At 66.2% G+C, this 23026-nt stretch carries 20 protein-coding genes; 15 read left to right on the top strand and 5 right to left on the bottom strand.

The genetic code is table 11. The features are described from left to right. Positions 1-11: 11 nt before the first annotated feature. From dapE to map, 5 genes are read right to left on the bottom strand one after another with little or no spacing between them, the layout of a single operon-like run. Positions 12-1139: a succinyl-diaminopimelate desuccinylase gene (gene dapE / locus H4O11_RS11175; RefSeq protein ID WP_182339514.1), complete on the bottom strand. Its 1128-nt coding sequence runs from the start codon at positions 1137-1139 to the stop codon at positions 12-14. After that, entirely contained in the window at positions 1136-1513 is a 378-nt protein-coding gene (locus H4O11_RS11170; RefSeq protein WP_182339513.1) for a Spx/MgsR family RNA polymerase-binding regulatory protein, read from the bottom strand. The genes dapE and H4O11_RS11170 overlap by 4 nt, the downstream gene beginning before the upstream one ends. A 5-nt stretch (positions 1514-1518) precedes the next feature. Beyond that, on the bottom strand, positions 1519-2577 hold the full coding sequence (gene dapD / locus H4O11_RS11165; protein ID WP_182339512.1) for a 2,3,4,5-tetrahydropyridine-2,6-dicarboxylate N-succinyltransferase: 1059 nt from the start codon (positions 2575-2577) through the stop codon (positions 1519-1521). After that, complete coding sequence (locus H4O11_RS11160; RefSeq protein ID WP_182339511.1) at positions 2577-5213, bottom strand: [protein-PII] uridylyltransferase; 2637 nt, start codon at positions 5211-5213, stop codon at positions 2577-2579. The genes dapD and H4O11_RS11160 overlap by 1 nt, the downstream gene beginning before the upstream one ends. A gap of 2 nt (positions 5214-5215) precedes the next feature. Then, complete coding sequence (gene map / locus H4O11_RS11155; protein ID WP_182339510.1) at positions 5216-5992, bottom strand: type I methionyl aminopeptidase; 777 nt, start codon at positions 5990-5992, stop codon at positions 5216-5218. A 400-nt stretch (positions 5993-6392) separates the two neighbouring features. Between map and rpsB the strand changes: the two genes are divergently transcribed. The 15 genes from rpsB to H4O11_RS11080 all read left to right on the top strand — a co-directional run bounded on the left by rpsB (position 6393) and on the right by H4O11_RS11080 (position 22790). After that, entirely contained in the window at positions 6393-7208 is an 816-nt protein-coding gene (rpsB, locus tag H4O11_RS11150) for a 30S ribosomal protein S2 (RefSeq protein WP_182339509.1), read from the top strand. 125 nt (positions 7209-7333) lie between these two features. Further along, positions 7334-8212, top strand: coding sequence for a translation elongation factor Ts (gene tsf, locus H4O11_RS11145; protein WP_182339508.1), 879 nt, complete (start codon positions 7334-7336; stop codon positions 8210-8212). 194 nt (positions 8213-8406) lie between these two features. Beyond that, a complete protein-coding gene (locus H4O11_RS11140) occupies positions 8407-9942 on the top strand; it encodes a sensor domain-containing diguanylate cyclase (RefSeq protein ID WP_182339507.1) in 1536 nt (511 codons plus the stop codon). Positions 9943-10050: 108 nt separating this feature from the next. Beyond that, positions 10051-10785 carry a UMP kinase gene (gene pyrH, locus H4O11_RS11135; protein WP_182339506.1) on the top strand — a complete coding sequence of 245 codons (735 nt, stop codon included), beginning with the start codon at positions 10051-10053 and terminating at the stop codon, positions 10783-10785. Positions 10786-10875: 90 nt separating this feature from the next. Continuing rightward, complete coding sequence (frr, locus tag H4O11_RS11130) at positions 10876-11433, top strand: ribosome recycling factor (protein ID WP_182339505.1); 558 nt, start codon at positions 10876-10878, stop codon at positions 11431-11433. 5 nt (positions 11434-11438) lie between these two features. Beyond that, on the top strand, positions 11439-12206 hold the full coding sequence (uppS, locus tag H4O11_RS11125) for a polyprenyl diphosphate synthase (protein ID WP_182339504.1): 768 nt from the start codon (positions 11439-11441) through the stop codon (positions 12204-12206). A 49-nt stretch (positions 12207-12255) separates the two neighbouring features. Beyond that, positions 12256-13098, top strand: a complete 843-nt coding sequence (locus H4O11_RS11120; protein WP_182339503.1) for a phosphatidate cytidylyltransferase — start codon at positions 12256-12258, stop codon at positions 13096-13098. Positions 13099-13100: 2 nt separating this feature from the next. After that, entirely contained in the window at positions 13101-14291 is a 1191-nt protein-coding gene (locus tag H4O11_RS11115; protein WP_182339502.1) for a 1-deoxy-D-xylulose-5-phosphate reductoisomerase, read from the top strand. Between the two features lie 49 nt (positions 14292-14340). Then, positions 14341-15699 (top strand): RIP metalloprotease RseP, encoded by a 1359-nt coding sequence (rseP, locus tag H4O11_RS11110; RefSeq protein ID WP_182339501.1) that lies wholly within the window; start codon positions 14341-14343, stop codon positions 15697-15699. Positions 15700-15787: 88 nt separating this feature from the next. After that, positions 15788-18154, top strand: a complete 2367-nt coding sequence (bamA, locus tag H4O11_RS11105) for an outer membrane protein assembly factor BamA (RefSeq protein WP_182339500.1) — start codon at positions 15788-15790, stop codon at positions 18152-18154. Positions 18155-18583: 429 nt separating this feature from the next. Continuing rightward, positions 18584-19606 (top strand): UDP-3-O-(3-hydroxymyristoyl)glucosamine N-acyltransferase, encoded by a 1023-nt coding sequence (gene lpxD / locus H4O11_RS11100; protein ID WP_182339499.1) that lies wholly within the window; start codon positions 18584-18586, stop codon positions 19604-19606. Beyond that, the gene (gene fabZ, locus H4O11_RS11095; RefSeq protein WP_182339498.1) at positions 19603-20058 is read left to right on the top strand and encodes a 3-hydroxyacyl-ACP dehydratase FabZ; all 456 of its coding nucleotides are present in this window, start codon (positions 19603-19605) and stop codon (positions 20056-20058) included. The genes lpxD and fabZ overlap by 4 nt, the downstream gene beginning before the upstream one ends. Before the next feature lie 19 nt (positions 20059-20077). Continuing rightward, positions 20078-20869, top strand: a complete 792-nt coding sequence (gene lpxA, locus H4O11_RS11090; RefSeq protein ID WP_182339497.1) for an acyl-ACP--UDP-N-acetylglucosamine O-acyltransferase — start codon at positions 20078-20080, stop codon at positions 20867-20869. After that, complete coding sequence (gene lpxB / locus H4O11_RS11085; protein ID WP_182339496.1) at positions 20866-22113, top strand: lipid-A-disaccharide synthase; 1248 nt, start codon at positions 20866-20868, stop codon at positions 22111-22113. Before lpxA ends, lpxB begins: the two co-directional genes overlap by 4 nt. Then, on the top strand, positions 22113-22790 hold the full coding sequence (locus H4O11_RS11080; protein WP_182339495.1) for a ribonuclease HII: 678 nt from the start codon (positions 22113-22115) through the stop codon (positions 22788-22790). Before lpxB ends, H4O11_RS11080 begins: the two co-directional genes overlap by 1 nt. Positions 22791-23026 lie beyond the last annotated feature (236 nt).

The following is a 23026-nucleotide window of genomic DNA, read 5'->3' as shown; positions in this document are numbered from 1 at the left end:
CTGCCAAGCCGCTACCCCAGCAGTCGTTCGATCAAGCGCTGGTACAGGCCGGGCAGCGCCTCCAGTTCGTCTACGCGCACGTTCTCGTCCACCTGGTGGATGGAAGCGTTGACCGGCCCGATCTCGATGCACTGCGCCCCCAGCGGGGCGATGAAACGTGCGTCGGAGGTACCGCCACCGGTACTTTCCTCCGGGGCACGGCCAATGTGTGCCGCCAGCACGTCGCGCGCCGCCGCGCGCAGCACGCCTTCCGGGGTATGGAACGGCTCGCCGCTGCGGTGCCACTTCAACGTGTACTGCAGGCCATGGCGGTCCAGCAACGCCGTGATCTCCGCCTCAAGGCGCTCCGCGTTCCAGTGCGGGTTGTAGCGCAGGTTGAAATCCACCTGCAGCTGGCCGGGAATCACGTTGTTGGCCCCGGTGCCTGCATGGATGTTGGACACCTGCAGGCTGGTCGGCGGGAAGCTCTCGAAACCATCATCCCAATGGCGCGCGGTCAGTTCGGCAAGCGCCGGCGCCGCCTGGTGGATCGGATTGCGCGCCTTGTCCGGATAGGCCACGTGGCCCTGCACGCCCTGTACGGCCAGCCGCGCGGACAGGCTGCCGCGCCGGCCCACGCGCAACAGGTCGCCCAGCGTGGAGGTGGAAGAAGGCTCACCGGTGATGCACCAGTCGATGCGCTGGCCACGCTCGGCGAACAACCGGGCGACATGCCGCACACCATCGATCGCATCGCCTTCCTCGTCGCTGGTCAGCAACACCGCCAGCGTACCGGCATGATCGGGATGTGCGGCAACGAACTGCTCGGCAGCCAGCACGAACGCGGCCACGCTGCCTTTCATGTCCGCCGCACCACGCCCATACAGCACGCCGTCGCGCACCTCGGGCACGAACGGATCGCTCTGCCATCCTTCGCGGGGCCCCGGCGGCACTACATCGGTATGTCCCAGCAGCACCAGCACCGGCTCCCCGCTGCCATGCGTGGCCCACAGGTTGTCGACCTCGCCAAGCCGCAGGTGCTCGCAGGCGAATCCGGCGGCCAGCAGCCGCGCCGCCAGCAGTGGCTGGCAGCCGGCGTCGTCGGGCGTTACCGAAGGACGCGCGATCAGCGCGCAGGCCAGGTCAAGCACACCACTCACTCGGCGCCCCCGGCCAGTACCGTCGCGAAACGCGCCTTGAAGCCGTTGTCGCTGAAACCCTGGCTGATCTTGCCGTCGTCCGTGACCACCAATGGCCGTCGGATCAACTGCGGGTGCTCGCGCAGCAGCAGTTTCCACTCGGCATCGGTACCGGCCGCCTTGCGGTTTTCCGGAAGCTGGCGCCAGGTGGTGGACGACTTGTTGACCATCGCCTCCAGGCCGCCCAGCTGCGCGGCCCATGCCAGCAGGGTTTCCGGACCCGGCGTGTTGTCGCGGTAATCGACGAAGGTGTACGGCACCCCGAAGCGGTCCAGCCAGCGGGTCGCCTTCCGGCAGGTATCGCAGTTCTTCAAGCCATGAAGGGTGGTGGCCATGGCGGTCAGTCGGCCAGGCCGCGCAACAGGTCGTTGACGCTGGTCTTGCTGCGGGTCCGGGCGTCCACCTGCTTGACGATGACCGCGCAGTACAGCGAGTGGGTGCCATCTGCCGACGGCAGCGAGCCGGACACCACCACGCTGTACGGCGGGATGTAGCCGTAGCTGATCTCGCCAGTGGCGCGGTTGTAGATGCGCGTGCTCTGGCTGAGGAACACGCCCATGCCGATCACGCTGTGATGGCCCACCACCACGCCTTCCACCACTTCCGAGCGCGCGCCGATGAAGCAATGGTCTTCGATGATGGTCGGGCTGGCCTGCAGCGGCTCCAGCACGCCGCCGATGCCGGCACCACCGGACAGGTGGCAATGCTGGCCGATCTGCGCGCATGAACCCACCGTGGCCCAGGTATCGACCATGGTGCCTTCGCCGACGTAGGCGCCGATGTTGGTGAAGCTCGGCATCAGCACCACGTCCTTGCCGAAGAACGTGCCACGCCGGGCGATGGCACCGGGCACCACGCGTACGCCACCACGACGGAACTTCGCCTCATCGTAGCCGCTGAAGCGCGATTCCACCTTGTCCCAGAACGGCGCCGGACGCGCATCGACCACGGCCATGTCGTTGACGCGGAAATACAGCAGCACGGCCTTCTTCAACCATTCGTTGACCTTCCAGCCACCGTGGCCGTCCGGCTCGGCTACGCGGAACTCGCCGCTTTCCAGCCCATCGATGACCCGGTTCACCAACGGCCGGGTGGAACCGTCCAGCTCATGCAGGGTCAGCGTGGCGCGACGCTCGAATGCACTCTCGATGCCGAACTTCAGCTCTTCCACGCCCGGCCCGGCCGGCCTGCGCAGCGACTTGCGCGCGATGTTTTCCGCGCGCGCCTTGTCGGCGGGAATCTTCTTCGCGACCGGCGCCTTCTTCGCCGCCGCGACCTTCTTTGCAGCAGGTGCCGCCTTCGCCGCAGGCGTTTTCTTCGCAGCGGGCCTGCGCGCGGTCGGCGCCTTGGTGGCCACGGTCTTGGCGGCGGTGGTCTTCTTGCTCGGCTTGGTGGCCATCAGGGGGTATCTCCGGCGTTTCGGTCTGGGTCCAGGCAGCACAGCATCGCTTCGCGAAGCTGCTGCCTGGCGGTTTCATCAAGGGGGAGGTCGTGTTCGTCGCTGATCACGAAGGTATCTTCCGCGCGCTCGCCAAAGGTAGCGATACGCGCATCGTGCACGCGCAGCCCCTGGTTGCGCAGCACCGAGGCCACGTCGGCCAGCAGGCCAGGGCGGTCCGGCGCGACCAGGCTGAATCGGGTACCGACGCCCTCGCCCGCTTCGTCGCGGAACTCGATGCGTGGAGCAAAGCGGAAATGGCGCAGTTGCCGGGGGATGGCGCGACGCGACGGACGCAGGCGCGCCAGGTCGCCGGACAGCGCCTCGCGCAGCGCTGCCTCCAACCGCAACGGGTCGCCATCGGCAAAGCTGTCGGCCGGGTTGACCTCGAACGTATCGAAGATCGTATCCGATGGCCCATCCAGCACGCGCGCGCGGTGGATGCCATACCCCTTGCGGTCGAGGGTCATCACGATGGCAGCGAACAGGCCATCGCGGTCCGGGGAATGCACGAACACCTCCAGCGCCGGGTCATCGGCGCTGATCGGCCGTACCTTCACCAGGGTATGCCCCTGCCTGACCGGCACCAGCGCCCCGGCCTGCCACGCCAACTGCTCCGGGCGCAGGCGGATGAAGCTTTCATCGGGCATCACCGCGAACTGGCGATCGATCGTGGCATCGTCATAGCCCATCTCGCGCACCAGCTGGCGCACGTTCTCGCGCGCCTCGGCCACCCGCTCGGCCGCTGGCAGCGGCGGCTCCAGGCCTTCGCGCAGCGCACGGCGGGTAGCAAAATACAGATCCGCCAGCAGGCGGTCCTTCCAGGCATTCCACAGCTTTGGGCTGGTACCGGCGATATCGGCGCAGGTGAGCAGGTACAGATAGTCCAGCCGGTCGCGGCTGCCGACCAGCGTGGCAAAGCGATGGATCACCGCAGGATCGGAGATGTCCTGCTTCTGTGCGGTCACCGACATGCGCAGGTGCTGCTCGACCAGCCAGGCCACCAGTTCGGTGTCGGCAGCGCTCAGTTCCAGCGCCAGGCAGAACTGCCGCGCATCCACGGCCCCCAGTTCGGAATGATCGCCACCACGGCCCTTGGCGATGTCATGGAACAACCCCGCCAGCAGCAGCAACTCGGGCTTGCGCAGGCGCGGCCAGACCTCATGGGCGATCGAAAAGCGCTCGGCGGCCCGGCTGCTGGAAAACTCACCGATGTTCCGCAACACCATCATCGTATGCTGGTCCACGGTATAGACGTGGAACAGGTCGAACTGCATGCGTCCGCTGACCTGGGCGAATGCCGGTATCCATTGCCCCAGCACGCCAAGCCGGGCCATCCGCGTCAACGTATCGACCGGACGCTGGCTGCGCAGCAACGCAAGGAACTGCTGCCGCGCGTGCGGCGATGCACGCTCGAAATCGGGCAGCTGCGGCAGCGCTTCGGCCAACGCACGCGCGGTCAGCGAATGCAGGCCACGCACCTGTGGGTTGTTGGCCCAGCTGGCGAACAGGGCGAATACTTCGCCGATGTCTTCGCCGGGCCAGCGGGTGTCATTGGCGGCCAGGTAGCCGCGACGCAGCGAGAAGCCCACGGTCAATGGTTGTGGCACGGCCTCGCCGTCGAACTGTTCTTCGAATCGCTGCAGCAGGCGGTCGCTGATCCGCCGCACCACCGAGGCCGCGCGGTAGAACCCCTGCATCATCTTCTCGACGCCGAGGCTTTCTGCATCGTCCTCGAACCCCAGCCGGGCCGCCAGGGTCTTCTGGTAATCGAAACGCAGGCGCTCTTCCGGGCGTCCCGCCACCAGGTGCAGCCCGTATCGCAGGCCGGCCAACACGGCACGCTCGCGCTGCAGGGCGACGGCTTCGTCCGCACCCAGGTGGCCCAGCCCGACCAGCGCCTCCAGGTCGCGTACGCCGAACGCGCGCAGCGCCATCCAACCCAGCGTATTGAGGTCGCGCAGGCCGCCAGGGCCGTCCTTCAGGTCAGGCTCCAGGTTGTCGGCGGTGTCGCCGAAACGCTCGTGGCGCGCACGCAGCTCCTCCAGCTTGGCCAGGAAGAACGCACGCGGCGGCCACAGCGCGCCATCGTCCATCGCCTGGCGGAGCCCGCGCCGGATGTCGTCGGCAGCCACCAGTGCGCGCGCCTCGATCAATGCCGTCAGCACCGTCTGGTCAGCGGCCGCCTGGCGGCACTGCTCCATTGAACGCACCGCATGGCTGACTGGCAGCCCGCAGTCCCACAGCAAGGCGAACAAACGCGCCAGCACACCTTCGCCGGCGTGCTGCGCTTCCGGCTCGCCCAGCACCAGCACGTCGATATCCGAACAGGGAAACAGCTCGCCACGCCCATAGCCACCGACTGCGAACAGCGACAAGCCACTGCCAGGCGGCACGCAACGCTGCCAGGCAAGGCGGATCAGGTGGTCGGCAGCACGCGCACGCAGCGCCAGCAGGCGCTCGATGTTGTCGCCCTGGTCGAATCGCCGGTGCAGCCGCGCATCGGCCTGCTGCAGCGCCTGGCGTGCCGAGGCCGCCCATTCGACATCGGTGGCCGACGACGCCGGCGTGTCCAGCAACGAACCCGCCGGCAACATGCTCAGGCGACCTGCGATTCGCCCGGCGACAGCGTCAGCACGTCCACGCCGGTCTCGGTGACCGCGATCATGTGCTCCCACTGTGCCGACAGCTTGCGGTCCTTGGTGACCACGGTCCAGCCATCAGGCAGCACCTTGTTGTAACGGGTACCCTCGTTGATCATCGGTTCGATGGTGAAGGTCATGCCCGGCTGCAGCACCAGTCCCTGGCCAGGACGCCCGTAATGCACCACCTGCGGCTCGTCGTGGTAGACCTTGCCGATGCCGTGACCACAGTACTCACGCACCACGCTGAAGCGCTCGCTCTCGGCGAAGCTCTGGATGGCATGGCCGATGTCGCCCAGCGTCGCGCCCGGCTTCACCGCACGGATGCCGCGCCACATCGCCTCATAGGTCGCTTCGACCAGGCGCTTGGCCATCACCGACGGCGTGCCGACGTAATACATGCGGCTGGTATCGCCGTGCCAGCCATCCTTGATCACGGTGACATCGATGTTGACGATGTCGCCGTCCTTGAGGACCTTGGCTTCGCTGGGAATGCCATGGCAGATGACGTTGTTGACCGAGGTGCACACGCTCTTGGGGAAGCCGCGGTAACCCACGTTGGCCGGCACCGTCTTCTGCACGTTGACGATATGGTCATGGCAGATGCGGTCCAGCTCTTCGGTGGTCACACCGGGCTTGACGAAGGGGGTGACGATGTCCAGCACTTCGCTGGCCAGTCGCCCGGCCTCACGCATCATCTCGATTTCCTGGGGGGTTTTCAGATTCACGCTCATGCCACCTATTATCGCCGATCCGGCGGCATAGCTGAACGGGTCCAGTGCCCGGCCGACAGCCCCGGTTCGGCCGGGGGGCCCGCCCCGGCCCGGCCGAGGACGGGGCCCGGCATGCCCGGGATCCGGGGCGAATTGCAGCCGGGGCGCCCTGCGGTCTATAATCGCCGGATTCCCCGCCGCAACCCTGCGCAGGGAACCGCCCACACCGGGCGTCACCGGTGAATCCACACCCATCGTCCCGATCCGTGCCGGGGTGCCCCGCAAGGGGTTCGGCCACGGAGACGATGGGGAAGCCCAACCCCGGAACCATTGAAGCGCGCCCCGCGCAGTCCCGCACACTTTCCCGCGGGCGTCCCTGACGGACAACGGTGCACGCCGGTTCCACCACAGGAGTAGTGCAATGCCCCAGATCACCATGCGCCAGATGCTGGAAGCCGGCGTCCATTTCGGACACCAGACCCGCTATTGGAACCCCAAGATGGCTCCGTACATCTTCGGCGCCCGCGGCAAGATCCACATCATCAACCTGGAAAAGACCGTCCCGCTGTTCAACGATGCGATGAACTTCATCTCTTCGGTTGCCCAGAAGCGCGGCACCATCCTGTTCCTCGGCACCAAGCGCAGCGCCCGCGAGTCGATCCGCGAAGAAGCCGAGCGTTGCGGCATGCCGTTCATGAACCAGCGCTGGCTGGGCGGCACCCTGACCAACTTCCGTACCGTGAAGCAGTCGGTTGCCCGCCTGAAGGAACTGGAAGCCGGCGAAACCGACGGCACCTTCGAGAAGCTGGTGAAGCACGAAGTGCTGGGCCTGCGTCGTGAGCGCGACAAGCTGGAAGCCTCGCTGGGCGGCATCAAGGACATGAACCGCCTGCCGGACGCCATCTTCGTCATCGACATCGGCCACGAAGACATCGCCATCAAGGAAGCCAAGAAGCTCGGCATCCCGGTGATCGCCGTGGTCGACACCAACTACAACCCGGAGCTGGTGGATTACGCCATCCCGGGCAACGACGACGCCATCCGTGCCGTGCAGCTGTATGCCCGCGCCGCCGCCGACTCCGTGCTGGAAGGCAAGGCTGCCGCTCCGCACGCCGCCACCGTGCGTGAAGAAGAGTTTGCCGACGCCGTGGCTGAAGGCGAAGAGGCCAAGCCGGCCCGTCGCGCTCCGGCCAAGAAGGCCGCTGCGCCGAAGAAGTCCGACGAAGCCCAGGCCTGATCCAGGCCCCCAGGTGGGTGCACTGCACCCACCTGCCCTGCAGCCGCCACCGGCAGCTGACAGTGCCCTGTCATACGGGCCGGCCACCATGCCGGCCCAACCCCTTTCTTTTGTGAGGTAATCCCATGGAAATCACTGCTTCCCTGGTCAAGGAACTGCGCGAGCGCACCGGCGCCGGCATGATGGAATGCAAGAAGGCGCTCGTTGAAAACAACGGCGACATCGACGCATCCATCGAAGCCCTGCGCAAGTCCGGCCTGGCCAAGGCCGACAAGAAGGCCGACCGTGTTGCCGCCGAAGGCGTCATCGTGGCCGCCCAGGAAGCCGGCAAGGCCGTGCTGGTCGAAATCAACTCCGAAACCGACTTCGTCGCCAAGGATGAGAATTTCACCAACTTCGCTTCGTCCGTCGCCGCCGTTGCGCTGTCGTCCGGCGCCGCCGACATCGACGCCCTGAAGGCCGCCAAGCTGGCTTCGGGCGATACCGTCGAAGAAACCCGTGCCGCCGTCATCGCCAAGGTCGGCGAGAAGGTCGACGTGCGCCGCATCGCGCGCCTGGACACCACCAACAACGTGGCCGCCTACGTCCACGGCGGCCGCATCGGCGTGCTGGTGGAGCTGGCTGGCGGTAACGCCGAGCTGGCCCGTGGCCTTGCCATGCACGTGGCGGCGATGAACCCGCCGCACAACAAGGCCGCCGATGTGCCGGCCGAGTTCGTTGCCAAGGAAAAGGAAATCGAGCTGGCCAAGATGACCGACAAGGACAAGTCCAAGCCGGCCGACATCCTGGAAAAGATCATCAGCGGCAAGATCGCCAAGATCGTCAACGAAGTCACGCTGTACGGCCAGCCTTACGTGCTGGACACCAACCAGACGGTCGAGCAGGTACTGAAGGCCGCTGGTGCCGACGTGGTCGGCTTCAAGCGCCTGGCCGTTGGCGAAGGCATCGAGAAGGTGGTGGAAGACTACGCTGCCGAAGTGATGAAGCAGGCCGGCCTGGCCTGATCGCCACGCCATCCTGGTCCACGAAGAAAGCCGCGCCCTGCGCGGCTTTTTTCGTTGTCGGCGGCTCACTTTGCGTTATCCCGTGTTCAAGGCAATACTTGCCCGCCTGCGGAGAGGGATCTTCATGCAAGTGCCTGTGCCCAGATCTGTGACGCGTCCCGGTCTTCCCGTCCAAAACCAATGAACGACCCGATATGCCTCCTGAGCTGACTGCTGCCCTGGCACTCTGCCGCCACCTTCCCTCGCCCCCCGGCATCGCCCTGCGCATCATCGAGCTGGCCCAGGACCCCGAGGCGGAACTCAGCACCGTCGCGGACATCATCGGGATCGACATGGCGCTCAGCGCGCGCATGCTGCGGATCGCCAATTCGCCGCTGTACGCCAGTCGCCGGCGGATCGAAAACCTCGGCCAGGCACTGACCATGCTCGGCCTCAACGCCACCCTCTGCCTGGCCCTGGGCTTCACCGTCACCCAGGGCCTGGTGGCGTGCGGCGAAAGCGGCCACGACCTGCGCGAACGCGCCTGGCGACGCAGCATCCTCAGCGCACTCGCCGCCAGCCAGCTCGGCCAGGCACGCGGGCTGCGCCGGCTGGAAGAACTGATGCTGGCCGGCCTGATGCAGGACATCGGCATCCTGGCCCTGGCCCAGTCGCATCCCGATGCCTACCTGCCGCTGCTGCGCGAAGCAGCCGACAACCCGATGCTGCTGGCACGCGAACGTGAACACCTGCAGTGCAGCCACGCCGATGTCGGCGCCCTGGTCGCCAGCGGTTGGGACCTGCCGCGCTACCTGGTCGATGCCATCGCACGCAGCGAAGACGACACGCTGTCCGACGACGATTTCCAGGCCTGCGTGCAGCTGTCCGGCAGCGTGGCCGACATCTGGCTGGACGCTGATTCCGACGCTGCGCGCGGACGCGCCCTGGAACAGGTCCACGACCGCCTGCACCTGGACAGTGCGCAGTTCGACCGGATGCTGGCGAGGATCGGCAAGGCACTGCCCACCATCGCCAGCCTGTTCGATGCCCCGCTTGCCACGCCGGCCCGCGTACAGCTGCTGATCGACCATGCACAGGAGTTGGCGACGCTGCGCAGCCTGAGGCAGGCACAGGACGTCGAACAGGCGCACCGCCGTGCCGACGAGTTCGAAGCGCGTGCCAGGCGGCTCGCCGAGCAGGCACACCGGGACGCCCTGACCGGCGTCCTCAACCGGCGCCAGCTGGACACCGTGCTGGAACAGGAGTTCCTGCGCGCCACCCGCCATGGCCGGCCGTTGTCGGTGGTCTTCATCGACCTGGACGACTTCAAGAAGATCAACGATGCCCACGGCCACCTGACCGGCGACGAGGTGCTGCGCGCGTTTGCCAGCATGCTGCAGGAGCAGTTGCGGGCCAGCGACACCGTGGCCCGCTACGGTGGCGAAGAGTTCGTCGCCCTGCTGCCCAACACCAGCGAGACGGCCGCACTGGAGGTGATCCGCCGGATACTGGCAAACGTCGTGTCCACGCCGATGGTGATGCTGCAGGAAGGGCCGCTGTTCGTCACCTTCTCGGCAGGAGTGGCCACCCAGGGGGGCAATGAGCGCTTTGCCGATGTGCAGGACCTGCTGCGCGCCGCCGACGATGTGCTGTACCGCTCCAAGAACCTCGGCCGTAACCGGGTCATTGCCCGCGCACGCACCGATACCGCTGCCACGGCACCTCCCCTGGTGACCGGCAGCGCAGCCTGAACGTGCACGTCGGGCGGGAAACGTTTCGCCGCAACGCACAAAAAGACTACAGCCGCGCCCCGCTTTGGCAGTAGAATCCCCGGGGATTCCACGCACCCAGAGGTCCACATGTCCAAGCTCGCCTATCGCCGCATCCTGCTGAAACTGTCCGGGGAGGCGCTGATGGGAGACGAGGACTATGGCATCGACCCCAAGATCATCAACCGCCTTGCCCGTGAAGTCGTCGAAGCGCAGCAAGCCGGCGCCGAAGTCGCCCTGGTGATCGGGGGCGGCAATATCTTCCGCGGCGCAGGCCTTGCCGCAGGCGGCATGGACCGCGTCACCGGCGACCAGATGGGCATGCTGGCCACGGTGATCAACGCACTGGCCATGCAGGACGCGCTGGAAAAAGTCGGCGCCAAGGCGCGGGTGATGAGCGCGATCAAGATCAATGACGTGTGCGAGGACTACATCCGCCGCCGTGCGATCCGCCACCTTGAAAAAGGCCGCCTGGTCATCTTCGCCGCCGGTGTCGGCAGCCCGTTCTTCACCACCGATTCGGGCGCCGCGCTGCGTGCGATCGAGATCGGCGCGGACCTGCTGCTGAAGGCCACCAAGGTCGATGGCGTGTACGACAAGGATCCGAACAAGCACAGCGATGCGGTACGTTTCGACAGCCTGACCTATGACGACGTCATCACCCGCGGGCTGGAAGTGATGGATACCGCGGCATTTGCGCTGGCGCGCGACAGCGACCTGCCACTGCGCGTGTTCGACATGGGCCAGCCGGGCGAACTGCTGAAGATCCTGCATGGCGAGAACATCGGCACCCTGGTGCGTGGCCGCAACACCCCTGCCTCCTGAGCGCCGGATGCACGACCGGGGCCCTGCGGTCCCGGCAGAGGCCCTATTCGCCTATAATCGCCCGATTCCAGTACTACCCAGGATCGGGCGATGCTCAACGAAATCAAAGATAACGCGCAGACGCGCATGAACAAGAGCATCGACGCTCTGCGCCAGTCGCTGACCGCCATCCGCACCGGCCGCGCCTCGCCGGCCCTGCTGGATCGCATCACGGTCAAGGCCTACGGCGCCGACACTCCCTTGAACCAGGTGGCCTCGGTCAGCGTTTCCGAAGGTCATTCGCTGGTGATCAACCTGTTCGACAAGGGCATGATCAAGGACGTGGAAAAGGCCATCTATGCCTCCGACCTCGGCCTGACGCCGAATGTCGCCGGCACCGTCATCCGCCTGAACCTGCCGCCGCCGACCGAAGAACGTCGCAAGGAACTGGCCAAGCAGGTCCAGAAGGAAGGCGAAGGCGCCAAGATCGCCATCCGCAACATCCGCCAGGATGCCAACAAGGCCATCGCTGCCCTGCTCAAGGACAAGTCGATCAGCGAAGACGACAAAAAGCGTGGCGAAGACGACATCCAGAAGCAGACCGACAAGTCGATCAAGGACGTCGACAGTGTCGTGGCCGAGAAAGAAAAGGAACTGATGGCACTCTGAAGCCGATGCCTTCAGCTCCTCCACCATTGCCCAGCACACTGCCGCGCCACGTTGCCATCATCATGGATGGCAACGGGCGTTGGGCGCAGCAGCGCCGCCGCCCACGCATGATCGGCCACCGTGCCGGTGCACGTGCGGTCAACCGCACTGTCGACCGCTGCCTTGAACTGGGCATCCAGGCGCTGACCCTGTTCGCGTTCTCCAGCGAGAACTGGGGCCGGCCGGAAGACGAAGTGCAGGCCTTGATGAAGCTGTTCCTGCACGCGCTGGACCGCGAAGTCGACGAACTGCATCGCCGCGGCGTGCGCATACGCTTCATCGGCGAACGCGAGCGCTTCGGCGCATCGCTGGTCGGGCGCATGCAGCAGGCCGAACACCGCACTGCCGACAATACCGCGATGACCCTGTCCATCGCCGCCAGTTATGGTGGCCGCCAGGACATCGTGCGCGCCGCACGCACGCTGGCCCAGGAAGTAGCCGCCGGCAGGCTGCTGCCCGAACAGATCGACGAAAGCCTGCTCGGCAGCTACATGGCGCTGGCCGACATGCCGCCACCGGACCTGTTCATCCGTACTGGCGGCGATACGCGCGTGAGCAATTTCCTGCTCTGGCAGCTGGCCTACACCGAGCTGTGGTTCACCGACGTGCTGTGGCCGGATTTCGATGCCGACCAGATGCAGCGCGCGCTGGACACCTATGCGGGGCGCGAACGCCGCTTCGGCCTGACCAGCGCCCAGATCGCCACCCTGGCCAACGAGACGTCCGGCCCATGACCATGACCATGATCCGGGTTTTCGCAGCCGGGACGCCCAGGACCTTCCAATGACCAGAATCCGAGTCCTCGCCGCCCTGATCATGGCGCCGGCGGCCATTGCCGCCATCCTGCTGCTGCCCAGCCAATGGCTGGCCGCCGCCGCCGCCGCCGTGCTGCTGATAGGCCTGTGGGAATGGCTGAAGCTGGCCGGGGTGGAAGACACCCTCGCCCGCACCACCCTGCTGCTGCTCAACCTGGTCCTGATGGTGCTGGTGGTGTGGGACCGCGATGCCTCGCTATTCCTGTTCCGCGTGGCTGCGCTGGTCGGCGTCGGCTGGTGGCTGCTGGCATTGCTATGGCTGCGCTGGTTCGATTTCGGCGCACGACCGGACAGCCCGGCACGTACCTTCAAACTGCTGGCAGGCACGCTGGCGGTGCTGCCGGCATGGGCCTCGCTGGTTCTCATCCATGCCTCCAGCGAGCAGGGCCACCTGTGGCTGCTGACCGCGCTGGCCGTGGTGTGGGCCGCCGATTCGGGCGCCTATTTCGCCGGCCGTGCCTTCGGCCGCCACAAGCTGGCGCCGCGGGTCAGCCCCAACAAGACCTGGGAAGGCCTGTTCGGTGGCCTTGTCGCCGGGGTGCTGGTGGCCATTGCCTTCGGGCTGGGTTTTGGCGTGCCGGAGTGGCAACTGGTCAGCACCGCCCAATTGCCCTGGCTGCTGCTGGTCACCGTGGTAGCGGTGTTTGCTTCGGTACTGGGCGATCTGTTCGAAAGCCTGCTCAAGCGCCACGCCGGCGCCAAGGACTCCGGGCACATCATTCCGGGTCACGGCGGCGTGCTGGACCGCGTCGATGGCGTCCTTGCCGCGCTGCCGGTGTTTGCCATCGGCAAGGAAATCTTCGGGCTCTGACCATGAAAGCCGTCCCCGCCCTTCGCCGGGTCGCCGTTCTCGGCGCCACCGGCTCCATCGGCGCATCGGCGCTGGATGTCATCGCCCGCCACCCGCAGCGCTTCCAGCCCACGGTGCTGGCCGCGGGTTCACAGGTCGATGCGCTGTTGGCACTGTGCCGCGTGCACCAGCCGCTGCACGCGGTGATCGCCGACGCGTCGCTCTATACGCGCCTGCGCGATGGCCTGCGCGATGCCGGCCTGGCCACCACCGCCCACGCCGGCGATATCGCGCTGGACGCCCTCGCCGCTGGCGAGGCCTGCGATACGGTGGTCGCCGCCATCGTCGGTGCCGCCGGACTCTCCTCGACCCTGGCCGCGGCCTCCGCCGGCAAGCGCATCCTGCTGGCCAACAAGGAATCGCTGGTGCTGGCCGGCGAACTGCTGACCCGTACCGCCACCCTGGCCGGTGCGGAGATCATTCCGATCGACAGCGAGCACAGCGCCATCTTCCAGTGCCTGCGTTCGCGCGATGCCAGCCGGGAAGGGGCCGGTGTGCGCCGGATCCTGTTGACCGCCTCCGGCGGCCCGTTCCGCGGCCGTTCGCGCGCCGAGCTGGAACAGGTGACGCCCGCCCAAGCCGTCGCCCACCCGAAATGGTCGATGGGACCGAAGATTTCGGTCGATTCGGCCACGCTGATGAACAAGGGCCTTGAAGTCATCGAAGCCCACCACCTGTTTGGCCTGCCACCAGCCCACATCGAGGTGCTGGTGCACCCGCAGAGCCTGGTGCATTCATTGGTCGAATTCATGGACGGTTCCACGCTGGCGCAGATGGGGCTGCCGGACATGCGCACCACCCTGGCGGTCGGGCTGGGCTGGCCCGAGCGCATCGAATCGGGGGTCGAAGGGCTGGACCTGCTCCGCCAGGGACGGCTGGATTTCGAAGCCCCCGATACCGATGCCTTCCCCTGCCTGGCGCTGGCCTGGCAGGCAATGCGCGCCGGCGGCACCGCCCCGGCGATCCTCAATGCGGCCAACGAAGAAGCCGTTTCAGCGTTTCTTCAGGGGAAGATAGGCTTTCTGGCCATTCCCGCACTGGTGGATAACGCTCTGTCAACACTGCCATCCGGGCCTGCCGATACACTGGACGGCCTGCTGGCGGCCGACAAGCACGCCCGCCAGCTGACCCGGACCGCCATCGAGACCGCCTGAGACTTGCCTGCCTGCATGCCTTTCCCCTCCCCTGCCACCGTGAGTTGCCATGACTGAGTTCCTCGGATCGGTGTGGTGGATGATCGTCAGCCTGGGCCTGCTCGTGACCATCCACGAGTACGGGCACTACTGGGTGGCGCGCCGCTGCGGGGTGAAGGTGCTGCGCTTCTCGGTCGGCTTCGGCAAACCGCTGTGGTCACGCCGCGACCGCCATGGCACCGAGTTCGCCATCGCCGCGATCCCCCTTGGCGGTTACGTGAAGATGCTCGACGAACGTGAGGTCGAGGTCCACCCGCACGAGCGCGGCCAGGCCTTCAACCACAAGACCGTCTGGCAGCGCATTGCCGTAGTGGCCGCCGGCCCGTTGGCCAACCTGCTGCTGTGCATGCTGCTGCTGTGGGCGATGTTCGTGATCGGCAAACAGGACTATTCGGCCACCATCGGGCGCACCAGTGGCATGGCCCAGGCCGCCGGGCTGCAGGGCGGCGAACGTATCCTGGCAGTGGATGGACGCACCGTAGCCACCGTGGGCGAGGCCAGCATGGCGCTGACCGCCGCCGCCATGGACCGTCACGACGTGACCCTGCAGGTGCTGGACGTACAGGACCAGAAGCGCGAACGCAGGCTGCCGCTGTCGCAGTTGCCGGCCGGCTTCGACGAACGCCGCGTGCCGCTGCTGGCCGGGCTCAACTGGCAGTTCTGGCTGCAGCCGGCACTGGTGGACCGGCTGGTGGACGATTCAGCCGTACGCGGCGTGCTGCAGCCGGGCGACCTGATCGTGGCGGTTGACGGTGAACGCATCGACAGCGCCGAGCAGGTCTATCCGGCCATACAGACGCTGGGCAAGCGCGGCGGTGGTGGCATGGTCGACGTGCTGCGCGGCGGCGAGCGCCTGGCCCTGGAAGTCACGCCGCGCCAGGGCACTGACGGAACCGGCCAGCCGATATGGCAGCTGGGCATCGCCTTTTCCGAGTCCCACAGCCCTGCCTACGATACCGTGCTCAAGTATGGTCCACTGGCGGCGGTGCCGGTGGCGATCAGCGAAACCGGTCGCATGGCGACCGATTCGCTGGGCATGATGCGTCGGATCGTGACCGGAAACGCCTCGCTGCAGAATGTCTCCGGGCCTGTCACCATTGCCCGGGTCGCCAATATTTCCGCGCAGCGGGGGCTGGACTGGTTCCTGCAGTTCCTGGCCCTGCTGTCGCTGAGCCTGTGCATCATCAACCTGTTACCCATTCCTGTCTTGGACGGCGGGCACCTGCTGTATTACCTTATAGAGTTGGTCAAGGGCAGTCCGCTGAGCGAGCGTGCCATGGCTGCCGGCCAGTTCATCGGTCTGGCGCTGTTGGCCGGGCTGATGGGGCTGGCGTTCTATAACGACATCCTCGGCCTGGTCCCGCGGTGAACCTCGACCCATGATGAACTTTTTCCTGCTGTCGCCGTCTACAACGTCGGCATTCCGCAACAAGCAATCGACCTCAACCGGACGTGACATGACGCGACTCCCGAACCGCCGCCTGCTGGCCCTCGCCCTCGCTGTTGGCATCGGCGCCCCCGCACTGGCGCAGGCTGCCGCCCCCTTCACGGTCAGCGACATCCGCGTGGACGGCCTGCAGCGCATCAGCTCCGGCACCGTGTTCACCTACCTCCCGGTGGAACGCGGCCAGGCATTGACCGACGCAAAGGCCAGCGAAACCATCCGCGCCCTGTACAAGACCGGCTTCTTCGAGGACGTGCAGCTGGATCGCCAGGGCGACATCCTGGTGGTCACGGTCAAGGAGCGCCCGGCGATCAACAAGCTGACCGTCACCGGCAACAAGGACATCAAGTCCGACCAGCTGCTAAAGGGCCTGAGCGACATCGGCCTGAGCGAAGGCGGCACGTTTGATCGCCTCAGCCTGGACCGCGTGACCCAGGAACTGCGCCGCCAGTACAACGACCGCGGCAAGTACACCGTGGAGATCACCCCGACGGTGAGTCCGCTGGACCGCAACCGCGTTGACATCGCGATCACCATCAAGGAAGGCAAGGCAGCCAAGATCCGCCATGTCAACCTGATCGGCACCGAGAAGTTCCCGGCCGAGGACATCCTGGATACCTGGGAATCCAAGGAGCACAACTGGGCCTCGTGGTATCGCCGCGATGACCAGTACTCCAAGGAGAAAATGTCCGGTGACCTGGAGAAGCTCAACTCCTGGTACCTGGATCGCGGCTACGTGGACTTCAGCATCGACTCCACCCAGGTGTCGATCAGCCCCGACAAGCGCGACATGTTCATCAGCGCCGGCGTGACCGAAGGCGAGCAGTACACCATCTCCGATATCAGCGTCAGCGGCGATACCGTGCTGCCGCAGGAAGATGTCGAGCGCATGGTCATCCAGAAGTCGGGGGATACCTTCTCGCGCGCGTTGCTGGAGTTCAGTTCCAACTCCATCACCAACTCGTTGTCCAACATCGGCTATGCGTTCGCCAAGGTGAACCCGATCCCGACCACCAACCGTGCCGACCGCACGGTGGCGATCAACATGCAGGTCGTCCCCGGCCCGCGCGTATCGGTGCGCCAGATCGTGTTCCGCGGCAATACCCGTACTTCCGATGAAGTCATGCGCCGTGAAATGCGCCAGTTCGAGAACAGCTGGTACTCGCAGGCAGCGATCGACCGTTCCAAGATCCGCCTGCAGCGCCTGGGTTACTTCGAGGCGGTGGAAGTGGAGACCCCGGCGGTCACCGGCAGCAACGACCAGGTGGACGTTGTCTACAACGTCAAGGAAACCACTTCGGGCAGCTTCGTGTTCGGCCTGGGCTACTCGCAGTCCTACGGCATGACCACCTCGGTGCAGCTGTCGCAGAACAACTTCCTCGGCGGCGGCAACCGCGTGTCGGTGGAGGCCTCGCGCAGCAGCTACCTGCAGCGCTATGGCTTCTCCTACACCAACCCGTACTTCACCGACGACGGCGTATCGCTGGGCTACAACCTGTCCTGGCGCGAACTGGATTACTCCGACTTCAACACCGCGCAGTACAACAGCACCAACGGTGCCGCGCAGATGGTGTTCGGCGTGCCGATCACCGAGACCGACACCGTCTCGCTGATGCTGGGCATCGACAGCAACCAGATCACCACCTACCAGGGGTCGACGCCGGAAGCGATCATCGACTACATCCATGCCGTCGGTCGCCGCACCTTCCACGCGTGGCGCACTGAACTGGGCTGGGCACGCGACTCGCGCAACGATTACTTCATGCCTACCCGCGGTACCTACCAGCGTGTCGGCCTGGAAACCACGTTGCCGGGCTCGACCATCGAGTACTACAAGCTGAACTACCAGATCAGCAAGTACTGGCCAATCATCCCGTCGCTGGTGATCAACACCCGTGCCGAAGTCGGCTACGGCGACAGCTACGGCAGCGACACGAGCCGCGTGCTGACCGATGCAGAAGGCAACACCCGCGTGGTGACTGCCTCCGGCCTGCCGTTCTTCGAGAATTTCTACGCCGGCGGCACCAACTCGGTACGCGGCTTCGAAGACAACACCCTGGGTCCACGTTCGGAAGCCACCGCTTACTACAACCGCGGCCAGCCGCTGGGCGGTTCGCTGAAGACCGTCGGTTCGGTCGAAGCCTATTTCCCCCGCCTTTTCGACAGCCCGTCGGCACGCGTTTCGGCGTTCCTCGATTTCGGCAACGTCTACAACGGCGTCGACAACTTCAAGGCCAACGAACTGCGCGTGTCCACCGGCGTGGCCCTGTTGTGGCGTGCCCCGGTCGGTCCGATCTCGATCAGCTATGCGTTCCCGCTGAAGAAGGAAGACGGCGACGAAGTGGAACGGCTGCAATTTACCTTCGGCGGTCAGTTCTGACCGGCGAAGGTAAATACCCAAAGTCTGCTTCGCAGACTTTGGGTCCCAACACTGCCGCCTATCCCCGCGCCTGTCGGCGCGCCCCCTTAACAAAAGGGGGCTGTTCCACCAGACGTGTTACGAGACGCCAGGCATTGCCTGGCGTTTTGCTTTTGCGTTCCTGTAGCCACCGATGCCTGTCGGGGCGGGTCGGGGTGGGCTGGAGGGGGCGTGAGCCGCATGGATGCGGCGACCGAGCTTACATGGACGTACTTGCAGCGTCCCCCGGAACGCCCATCCCGACCCGCCAAGCCTCGGAACGCGTGAACGCCGGCTGTTCGCACGAATCCAACAGCAGCCGGGCAACGCCCGGCGTCACGGAAACCGGGGAAATTGCATTGACCTGGGGGGCAACATGACCGAAGTCACGGCACACGGTAAACTCCCCGCGTGAATACTCCTACCTATACCGCCCAGCAACTCGCCGACCAGTTCGGCCTGCAGGTCCACGGCGATGCCAGCACCTCCATCGGTGGCGTGGCAACGCTGGCCCATGCAGGGCCCGGCCAGCTCACCTTCCTGGCAAACCCACGCTACCGCACGCAACTGGCCGACAGCCAGGCCGGCATCGTGGTGCTGCGCGGGGACGATGCCGACGCCGCCCCCGGCACCGCGCTGGTGGCCAAGGATCCCTACAATACCTTTGCGCGCATCGCGGCCCTGTTCGACATCGCGCCGCTGCGCGCGCCCGGCATCCACCCCAGCGCGGTCATCCACCCCAGCGCACAGGTAGCCGCCAGCGCCCACGTCGGGCCGTTCGTCAGCATCGGCGAGCGCAGCGTCATCGGCGAGAACTGCATCATCGGCACCGGCAGCGTGATCGGCGAAGACTGCAGTCTGGATACCGGCTGCGAACTGATCGCCCGCGTCACCCTGGTTACCCGGGTGAAGCTGGGCAAGCGCGTGCGCATCCATCCCGGCGCCGTACTCGGCGCCGATGGCTTCGGCCTGGCAATGGACGCCGGCAAGTGGATCAAGGTCCCGCAGTTGGGGGGGGTACGCATTGGCGACGACTGCGAGATCGGCGCCAACACCTGCGTCGACCGCGGCGCGCTGGAAGATACCGTGCTGGCCGAAGACGTCCGCCTGGACAACCTGGTGCAGATCGCGCACAACGTGCAGATCGGCGCACACTCGGCCATCGCCGGTTGCACCGGTATCGCCGGCAGCGCGAAGATCGGCCGATACTGCCTGCTGGGCGGCGCCGTCGGCGTGGTCGGCCACCTGGAAATCTGCGACAAGGTGGTGATTACCGGCAAATCGGTGGTCCGCAACTCCATTACCGAGCCGGGCGAGTATTCGTCGGGTACCCCGTTGACCGACAACCGCACGTGGCGCAAGAATGCCGCGCGCTTCAAACAGCTCGATGCGCTGGCCCGTCGCATCCTGTCTGTGAGCAAGGAGAAGGAATGAGCCACGAACAGACCCTGCCGGACATCGCCCAGATCCGGGCGTTGATTCCGCACCGCTACCCTTTCCTGCTTGTGGACAAGGTGGTTTCGATCGACTTCGAATGCCGCAAGATCGTGGCGAACAAGAACGTCAGCATCAACGAGCCATTCTTCCAGGGCCATTTCCCCGGCCAGCCGATCATGCCCGGCGTGCTGATCATCGAAGCCATGGCGCAGGCCGGCGGCGTGCTGACCCAGCTGACCCTCGGCCGCGATGCCCAGTCCAAGCTGTTCTACATGGTGAAGGTGGACAACGTCCGCTTCAGCGACAAGGTCGTGCCCGGCGACGTGCTGGAGATGCACGTGGAGATCAGGCGCGTGATCCGCAACATGGCGGTGTACGACTGCAAGGCCTTCGTCGACGGCAAGCAGGTTGCCTGCGCCGAAGTCATGTGCGCCGGCACCCGCGAATAACCCAGAAGAAGGACCACCGATGAGCGCACACGCTCCGTTGATCCACCCCACTGCAGTGATCGATCCGTCGGCCATCCTGGCCGACGACGTCCGCGTGGGCGCGTTCACCCTGATCGGCGCCGATGTACAGATCGGCCCAGGCACCGAGATCGGGCCGCATTGCAGCATCCACGGTCCGACCCGGATCGGCCGCGACAACCGCTTCATCGGCCACGTGGCCGTCGGTGGCGAGCCCCAGGACAAGAAATACGCGGGCGAACGCACCGAACTGGTGATCGGCGACCGCAATGTCATCCGCGAGTTCGTCACCATCAACCGCGGCACCCAAGGCGGCGGCGGCGTCACCACCGTCGGCGACGACAACTGGATGCTGGCCTATACCCACGTGGCGCATGACTGCCATGTCGGCAGCCATTGCGTGTTCTCCAACAACACCACCCTCGCTGGCCACGTGACCGTGGGCGACCACGTGATCATCAGCGGCTTCGCCGGTGCGCACCAGTTCTGCCGCATCGGCGCCCATGCCTTCCTCGGCATGGGCGCGCTGACCAACGGCGACGTACCGCCGTTCACCATGGTCGGCAGTGATTCGCTGGGACGTCCGCGCGGCATCAACAGCGAAGGGCTCAAGCGCCGTGGCTTCGACGCCGAACGCATCGCCAGCATCAAGCGCGCCTACCGCACGCTGTACGTTGCCGGCCTGCCGTTGGCCGAGGCCAAGGTGCAGTTGGCCGAACAGGCGCGCGCCAGCACCGATGTCAAGGAACTGCTGGAGTTCATCGAACAGGCCGAGCGGCCGCTGCTGCGATGAACCAGACCCAGCGACCGCCGGTTGCCACTGTCATCCCACTGCCCGGCGCGCTGGGTGCCGGCGTCCCGGCCAGGGTGGATGGCCGCCCGGTGCGCATCGCGCTGGTGGCAGGCGAGGCCTCCGGCGATCAGTTGGGGGCAGGCCTGGTGTCCCAGCTCAAGGCGCGCTTCCCGAACGCCGAGTTCGCCGGCATCGGCGGCGATGGCATGCGCAATGCAGGCTGCCAGACCTGGTTCGATGCCAGCGAACTGGCGGTCATGGGGCTGACCGAAGTACTCCGCCACCTGCCGCGCCTGCTCAAGCTGCGCGCGGCCTTCCGTAAACGCGTGCTGGAATGGCAACCGGACGTGTTCATCGGAATCGATGCCCCCGATTTCAACCTGGGCGTGGAGCGCTGGCTGAAGCAGCGTGGCATCCGTACTGTCCACTACGTCAGTCCTTCGGTCTGGGCGTGGCGCGAGAAGCGCGCCGAGAAAATCGGTGCCAGCGCGGACCTGGTGTTGTGCCTGTTCCCGATGGAACCGCCGATCTACGCGCGCCATGGTATCGAGGCGCAGTTCGTCGGGCACCCGATGGCCGACGACATCCCCCTGCGCGTGGACCGTGCGCAGGCACGTGCGGCATTGGGCCTGCCGGCAAACGCCAAGGTGCTGGCCGTCCTGCCGGGCAGCCGGCTGGGCGAGATCAGCCGGCTGGGCGAGCCCTTCTTCGAGGCCGCATGGCAGGTCTCCGAGCGCATCCCCGGGCTGCATGTGGTGGTGCCGGCGGCCAATGCCGCGTGCCGCCAGTTGATCGACGCCCAGCTTTCACGCTCGGCCCTGCCGGTTGCGCATTCGCACGTGCTGGACGGACAGGCACGCACCGCGATGATCGCCGCCGACGTGGTGGTGCTCGCCTCGGGCACCGCGACGCTGGAGGCGATGCTGGTGAAGCGGCCGATGGTGGTCGCCTACCGCGTGGCCGAACTGACCTATCGCCTGGTCAAGGCACTGGGCCTGCTGAAGGTGGACCGTTACGCGCTGCCGAACATCCTTGCCGGCAAGGACCTCGCACCGGAGCTGATGCAGCATGACTGCACGCCGGAAAAGCTGGCCGCCGCGATCCAGCAATGGTTCGACCACCCGCAGAAGGTCATCGACCTGCAGGCCAGCTACGACCAGTTGCATGGCATCCTGCGCCGCGATGCCTCGGCGCGCGCGGCCGACGCCGTGGCCGCCTTGATCGTGCGCGAGGCGGTGGCCTGATGGGCCGCCGCTCCGCTGCGGCAGCGACCCTGGCACTGTTCGGGGCCACCGCTCCGGCGGCAGCCAGGACGCAGCGCATCGCCGGCGTGGATGAAGCCGGGCGGGGGCCGCTGGCCGGTCCGGTGGCAGTGGCTGCCGTGGTGTTCGATCCGGCGCGACCGCGCATCAATGGCCTGGATGATTCCAAGCAACTCACCGCCGCGCGGCGCGAGCAACTGCATGACCGTATCGTCGAACGCGCGCTGGCCTGGCATGTCGTGCTGGTGGATGCCCCCACCGTGGACCGGTTGAACATCTACCAGGCCACGCTGCAAGGCATGCGCGAGGTCGTGGCGGCGGTGGCGCATGCCGCCGACCTGGCACGCATCGACGGCAACGTGGTGCCCAAGGGCCTGGTGCTGCCGGGCGAAGCGCTGATCGGCGGCGATGCCATCGACCGCGCGATCATGGCCGCTTCCATCCTGGCCAAGGTCAGCCGCGACCGGTACATGCAGCAGGTGCATGAACAGTTCCCGCACTTCGGTTTCGACCAGCACAAGGGATATGGCACGCCGGCGCACCTGGCGGCGTTGCGCGCGCACGGCCCGTGCGTGGAGCATCGGCGCAGTTTCGCCCCGGTGCGGGAGTGTCTGACGGTGCCGGTTTCTGCTCCGGTGGAGATGGCGCTGGCGCTGTAAGGCAGGCGAACGGGTGAAACCCCCTCGCGGCTGGCTGCTTACAGCAGGTTACGGGTTTGGCGCCGGGCGGTGGGGCTGGGCGGGGGACGGCAAAAGCCGCATCCTGCGGGCCTCGTTTCGCGCCATCCATGGCGCTCAACGCCCCCGTCCAGCCCCACCGCCCGGCACCCTGACGGTTTCCCGTCCGCCAGCCGCGTTGAAAAAAGAAAGAAGAGCTGAAAAGCGGTAGAGCGTGA

Origin of the sequence: Stenotrophomonas tumulicola (genome assembly GCF_014117215.1) — a bacterium.
Lineage (GTDB): Bacteria > Pseudomonadota > Gammaproteobacteria > Xanthomonadales > Xanthomonadaceae > Stenotrophomonas > Stenotrophomonas tumulicola.
The sequence above is the reverse complement of the archived record's forward strand: the minus strand, read 5'-3'. Positions and strand labels throughout refer to the sequence as shown.